Below are 5145 nucleotides of genomic sequence, written 5' to 3'. Positions count from 1 at the left end.
CACACCGCCATCGCAGGCAAGCCAGCTCCCACATTTTTTTCTGCGCTGGCTGCTAGAGAATCGGTGAGATCAAGCGCGCTACCCGCATACCCAATTGTTGCAGGCGGCGAGTCTCGCGGCTCTCTTCCTGGCTGACTTCATGGGCTTGGGCAAAGTCATCCAGCAGCATCTGCTCCACTTGGCTGGCGAATGCTTCATCCACCGTCAGCAACATCACTTCGAAATTCAGCCGGAACGAACGGTTGTCCAGGTTCGCACTGCCGATGGCGCTGATTTCGCTGTCGACCAACACCACTTTCTGATGCAAAAAGCCTGGCGTGTAGCGGAACACCCGCACCCCGGCGCGTACCGCTTCAATCGCATAAAGGCTGGAGGCCGCATAGACGATTTTGTGGTCCGGGCGCGAGGGCAGCAGCAGGCGCACGTCGACGCCACGCAGCACGGCCAGGCGCAGGGCGGCGAATACAGCTTCGTCGGGGACGAAATACGGGCTGGTGATCCACACCCGCTCGGTCGCCGCGTGAATGGCTTCGACGAAAAACAGCGAGCAGGTTTCATACGGGTCGGCCGGGCCGCTGGCAAGCAGTTGGCAGAGCACGCCGTCTTCGGGGTAAGCATCCGGCAGGATCAACGGCGGCAGCTCGCGCGCAGCCCAGAACCAGTCTTCGGCAAACGATTCCTGCAGGCACGCGACCACCGGGCCGGTGACTTGCACGTGCGTGTCGCGCCACGGCGCCAGTGGCGGCTTTTTACCCAGGTATTCATCGCCGACGTTATGCCCGCCGACAAACCCGGTAATGCCGTCCACCACCACGATCTTGCGGTGGTTGCGGAAGTTGACCTGGAAGCGATTGAGCCAGCCGCTGCGCGTAGCGAACGCTTTAACCTTGACCCCGGCGTCGCGCAGCGATTGCACATAGCGGTGGGGTAGGGCGTGGCTGCCGATGCGGTCGTAGAGCACGTGAATGTCTACGCCTTCGGCAGCTTTTTCCTTCAGCAAGGCGTGCAACTGCCTGCCAAGCTCGTCGTCATGAATGATGAAGAACTGGAACAGCACGGCGGTTTTGGCATTGCGAATGGCCGCGAAAATCGCGCTGAACGTGGCGTCGCCATTGATCAGTAAGCGCACCTCGTTGTTGGCCAGGCACGGCATGCGCCCCAGCTTGGGCATCGCGCGCAGCGAGGCGTAGGCGCTGGAGTTGCGCGCGGCCAGGGCCTCTTCGACCCATGGGCGCCAGTTCAGCTCGGTGATCGCGGTGTGCATTTCCTGGTTGGCCTGGCGACGGGCCTGGATGTAGGCGTCGAAGGTGCTGCGGCCAAAAATCAGGTAGGGAATCAGTGTCAGGTAAGGCATGAACATCAGCGACAAGGCCCAGGCGATCGAGCCTTGGGCAGTCCTGACGGTCAGCACCGCGTGGATGGCGGCGAGGGTCCCGAGAAAGTGCAGTGTGGCAATAAAGTAGGCGAGCAGGTGCGGGCCAAAAAAATCCATGAACGACATAACTCCAGTCAATCCAGTGCGTAACAGACCATGAACGGCGGCGAATGTCGCTATTTTATTTGCCGTGCAACACTGGCGCCTTTGCGGCGTCTAACGCCCACAATTACCCAGGAGTTACCCGATGAATGCTCGTCTGCTAGGTTTGGCCATGGTTGTTGGTTTGTCGCTGCCCGTGGCGGCTCAGGCGCAGATGCTGGCGCCGGGCTTGTGGGAATTGACCACCAGCAATATGAAAGTGGATAACCAGGACCTGCCGGACCTTTCGCTGATCCTTGGCCAACTCAAGCAACAGATGACCCCGGAACAGCGCGCCATGTTGGAAAAACAAGGCATCACCATGGCTGGCAAAGGCGTGCAGGTGTGCCTGACGCCGGCACAAGTCGCCTCGGATTCGATCCCGCTGACCGACCCGCAATCGGGCTGCAAGCAGGAAGTGACCGACAAGACCGGCAACCAGTGGAAATTCCGTTTCAGCTGCCCGAAAGCCCAGGGCACTGGCGTGGCCACCTTCAAGAGCCAGCAGGAGTTCACCACCACGGTTAACGGTACCTTCAATGCCACCGGCATCCAGCAGAAGGGCAGCCTCGACAGCCACGCCCAGTGGCTGGGCAACGATTGCGGTACGGTCAAACCCCGCGCTTAACGCAGAAAATGCAGCGGTAAACCCTGGCAGCTGTCGACCACTTGGCCGTTGTGCCACGCCAAGTGGCCGGACACCAATGTGGTGCTGACGCTATGGCGAAAGCTGCGCTCGGCGAAGGGTGTCCAGCCGCAGCGCGCGAGGATCGGCTGGCTGGTGACGGGTTTGCCCTCGGGCTCGGGCTTGATCAGCACCAGGTCGGCCCAATAGCCTTCGCGTAGATAGCCACGGTCCGGGATTGCGAAGAGGTCTGCCACGCGGTGACTGGTCTTCGCCACCAGCGTGGTCAGCGGCAGCAGCCCGTCGGCCACCAGCTCCAGCAACGCCGGCAGCGCGTGCTGCACCAGCGGCAGCCCGGACGGCGCCTCTCGATAACCCAACTGCTTTTGCGCCCACGTGTGCGGCGCATGGTCACTGCCAATCACATCCAGGCGGTCACTCAGCAACGCCACGCGCAAAGCGTCACGGTCGGCGCGGGTCTTGATGGCCGGGTTGCATTTGATCTGGTGGCCGAGGCGGTGATAGTCGCGGTCATCAAAGAGCAGGTGATGCAGGCAGACCTCGGCGGTGATGCGTTTTTCCGCCAGGGGTTTGTCTTCGAAAAGCTCCAGCTCGCGGGCGCTGGTCAGGTGCAGCACGTGCAAGCGCGTGCCATGCCGCTTGGCCAACTCCACGGCAAAAGACGACGAGCGATAGCACGCCTCGGCATCCCGAATCAGCGGGTGCGCGACGGCGGGGATGAGGTCGCCAAAGCGTTCACGCAGTCGTTGTTCGTTGGCGAGGATGCTCGGCGTGTGTTCGCAGTGAGCCAACAGAATGGTCGGCACTTCGGCAAACAGGCGCTCCAGGATCCTTGGATCGTCCACCAACATATTGCCGGTGGAAGCGCCCATGAACACTTTGACCCCGGCCACTTCGCGTGGGTCGAGAGCGGCGACGGTGTCGAGGTTGTCGTTGCTAACGCCGAAGTGAAAGCCGTAATTGGCAACCGAATGCAGTGCGGCGCGGCGCTTTTTGTCGGCCAGCGCTTCGAGGTTCAATGTGGCGGGATTGGTGTTGGGCATGTCCATGAAACTGGTGATTCCACCGGCTACCGCCGCGCGGGATTCGCTGTAAAAACTGCCTTTGTCCGGCGCGCCCGGTTCGCGAAAGTGTACTTGGTCGTCGATCATGCCCGGCAGCAGCCACTGGCCCTGGGCGTCGATTTCAACCGGCTCGTTGTAGCCTTCGAGGCTGGTGGCGATCTTCTCGATGCGGCCATTGGCGACCAACACATCGGCGTCGAATACCTGACCCTCATTCACCAGGCGGGCGTTGCGAATCAGCAGGCGGCTCATGGTTCAAAACTCGTTTTGCAGGGCTTTGTAGCCGCGCACCAGGTCGACGTTGGTGCGCGCCACGTCTTCGGAAAACTCCGAGGCGCTGACACTCACCGGCGGGAATTGCGAGAGGTCGGTATTGGGCCCGATGCGGGTGGTGGAGGGCACGTAGAAGGCGGCGGGCAAATCACGGCCGTCGACCACCGAGTTGTGGCGTACCACGCAGCCGTCGCCGACGGCGCAGTTGAACAGCACGCTGTTGAAGCCGATGAACACGCGATCGCCGACCGTGCACGGGCCGTGGACGATGGAGCGATGGGCGATAGAGGTAAATTCTCCGATCGTCACCGCCGCGCCGGATTTGGAGTGGATGACCACGCCGTCCTGGATGTTCGAGTTGGCGCCGATGGTGATCGGGTCCATGTCGCCGGTGGCGTCGACTTCGTCGGCGCGGATCACAGCGTAAGGGCCGACGAACACGTTCTCGCCGATGATGACCTTGCCGCAGATGATTGCCGTCTTGTCGACATAGGCCGACTCGGCGATCACCGGCAGGTCGCCGGAAGGGTTCTTGCGGATCATGCAGCGGGTTCCTTTAAAGGCTCGGTAATGACGTGAACGTGGTCGCCGTCGATGGCGTTGTAAAAGCAGGTGGGTCGGCCGGTGTGGCAGGCCGGGCCTTGCTGGTCGACGATCAGCAGCACCGCGTCGCCGTCGCAATCCAGGCGCGCTTCGAGCAACTGTTGCCCGTGGCCGGAGCTTTCGCCTTTGCGCCACAGCTGCCGGCGCGAACGCGACCAGTAGCACACTTGGCCGGTGGCCAGGGTTTCGCTGAGGGCCTGGCGGTTCATCCAGGCCAGCATCAACACTTCGCCGCTGCCCTGTTGCTGGGTGATGGCCGCAATCAGGCCATCGCTGTTCCACGCCAGCGCGTCGAGCACAGGTTCGAGCGGAAAGCGGCTGCCAATGGCAGCCTCTTCCAAGTCGAGCATGCTCAAGGTCATGGCTTGCTCAGGGCCGCACACAGGGTGTTGAGGTTGTATTCGAACAGCCCGGTAAAGGTGCTGGCCGGGCCTTCGGCGGCGAGGGCGTCGGAGTACAGCGTGCCGCCGATCTGCGCGCCACTTTCGTCAGCGATCTGCTTGAGCAGGCGCGAGTCCTTGATGTTTTCCATGAACACGGCCTTGACCTTGTCTTTGCGGATCTGGGTGATCAGCGCGGCGACTTCGGCGGCAGACGGTTCACGTTCGGTGGACAAACCTTGTGGCGCCAGGAACTGAATGCCATAGGCCTGGCCCAGGTAACCGAACGCGTCATGGGAGGTCACGATGCGACGGTTGCCCGGCGGCAGCGCGCCGAACTTGGCCTTGGCTTCAGCCAGCAGGCGGTAGATTTCCTTCAGGTAGGCTTGGCTGTTGCGCTGGTAATCGGCAGTGTTGGCCGGGTCTGCTGCGATCAACGCCTTGGTGATGTTGTTCACATAGATTTCGGCGTTGGCCAGGTTGTGCCAGGCGTGCGGGTCCGGGATGGTTTCGCCGTCTTCTTCCATGGTGTGGGAGATCACGCCTTTGCTGGCGGTGACCACTGTGGCTTTGGTTTCGGTGCTGGTGACCAGGCGGTCCAGCCAAGGCTCAAAACCGAGGCCGTTCTTGATGATGACCTTGGCCTTGAGCAGCGCCTTGGCG

At 61.9% G+C, this 5145-nt stretch carries 6 protein-coding genes; 1 reads left to right on the top strand and 5 read right to left on the bottom strand.

Annotated features, from left to right (window positions below):
• Positions 1-52: 52 nt before the first annotated feature.
• Positions 53-1492 carry a cardiolipin synthase gene (cls, locus tag WBB95_RS17535; RefSeq protein WP_424488737.1) on the bottom strand — a complete coding sequence of 480 codons (1440 nt, stop codon included), beginning with the start codon at positions 1490-1492 and terminating at the stop codon, positions 53-55.
• 130 nt (positions 1493-1622) lie between these two features.
• Here cls and WBB95_RS17530 point away from each other — a divergent pair, with 130 nt between their 5' ends.
• The gene (locus WBB95_RS17530) at positions 1623-2144 is read left to right on the top strand and encodes a DUF3617 domain-containing protein (RefSeq protein WP_424488736.1); all 522 of its coding nucleotides are present in this window, start codon (positions 1623-1625) and stop codon (positions 2142-2144) included.
• Here WBB95_RS17530 and WBB95_RS17525 read toward each other — a convergent pair.
• From WBB95_RS17525 to WBB95_RS17510, 4 genes are all read right to left on the bottom strand, one after another.
• The gene (locus tag WBB95_RS17525; protein ID WP_424488735.1) at positions 2141-3478 is read right to left on the bottom strand and encodes a dihydroorotase; all 1338 of its coding nucleotides are present in this window, start codon (positions 3476-3478) and stop codon (positions 2141-2143) included. The two genes, WBB95_RS17530 and WBB95_RS17525, sit on opposite strands and share 4 nt — an antisense overlap.
• 3 nt (positions 3479-3481) lie before the next feature.
• Entirely contained in the window at positions 3482-4042 is a 561-nt protein-coding gene (locus tag WBB95_RS17520) for a DapH/DapD/GlmU-related protein (RefSeq protein WP_017135756.1), read from the bottom strand.
• On the bottom strand, positions 4039-4464 hold the full coding sequence (gene hisI, locus WBB95_RS17515) for a phosphoribosyl-AMP cyclohydrolase (protein WP_424488734.1): 426 nt from the start codon (positions 4462-4464) through the stop codon (positions 4039-4041). Before hisI ends, WBB95_RS17520 begins: the two co-directional genes overlap by 4 nt.
• Positions 4461-5145 (bottom strand): metal ABC transporter solute-binding protein, Zn/Mn family (locus WBB95_RS17510; protein WP_424488733.1); only part of this gene is annotated, 685 nt, incomplete at its 5' end. The genes WBB95_RS17510 and hisI, both read right to left, overlap by 4 nt.

This window comes from Pseudomonas sp., assembly GCF_049645325.1.
Taxonomy (GTDB): Bacteria; Pseudomonadota; Gammaproteobacteria; order Pseudomonadales; family Pseudomonadaceae; genus Aquipseudomonas.
This window is presented reverse-complemented; position numbering and strand designations above follow the sequence as displayed.

Excerpts from the sequence above, each read along its gene's own strand:
- cls (WP_424488737.1), bottom strand. The coding sequence starts at position 1,492 with ATGGATTTTTTTGGCCCGCACCTGCTCGCCTACTTTATTGCCACACTG.
- WBB95_RS17530 (WP_424488736.1), top strand. The coding sequence starts at position 1,623 with ATGAATGCTCGTCTGCTAGGTTTGGCCATGGTTGTTGGTTTGTCGCTG.
- WBB95_RS17525 (WP_424488735.1), bottom strand. The coding sequence starts at position 3,478 with ATGAGCCGCCTGCTGATTCGCAACGCCCGCCTGGTGAATGAGGGTCAG.
- WBB95_RS17520 (WP_017135756.1), bottom strand. The coding sequence starts at position 4,042 with ATGATCCGCAAGAACCCTTCCGGCGACCTGCCGGTGATCGCCGAGTCG.
- hisI (WP_424488734.1), bottom strand. The coding sequence starts at position 4,464 with ATGACCTTGAGCATGCTCGACTTGGAAGAGGCTGCCATTGGCAGCCGC.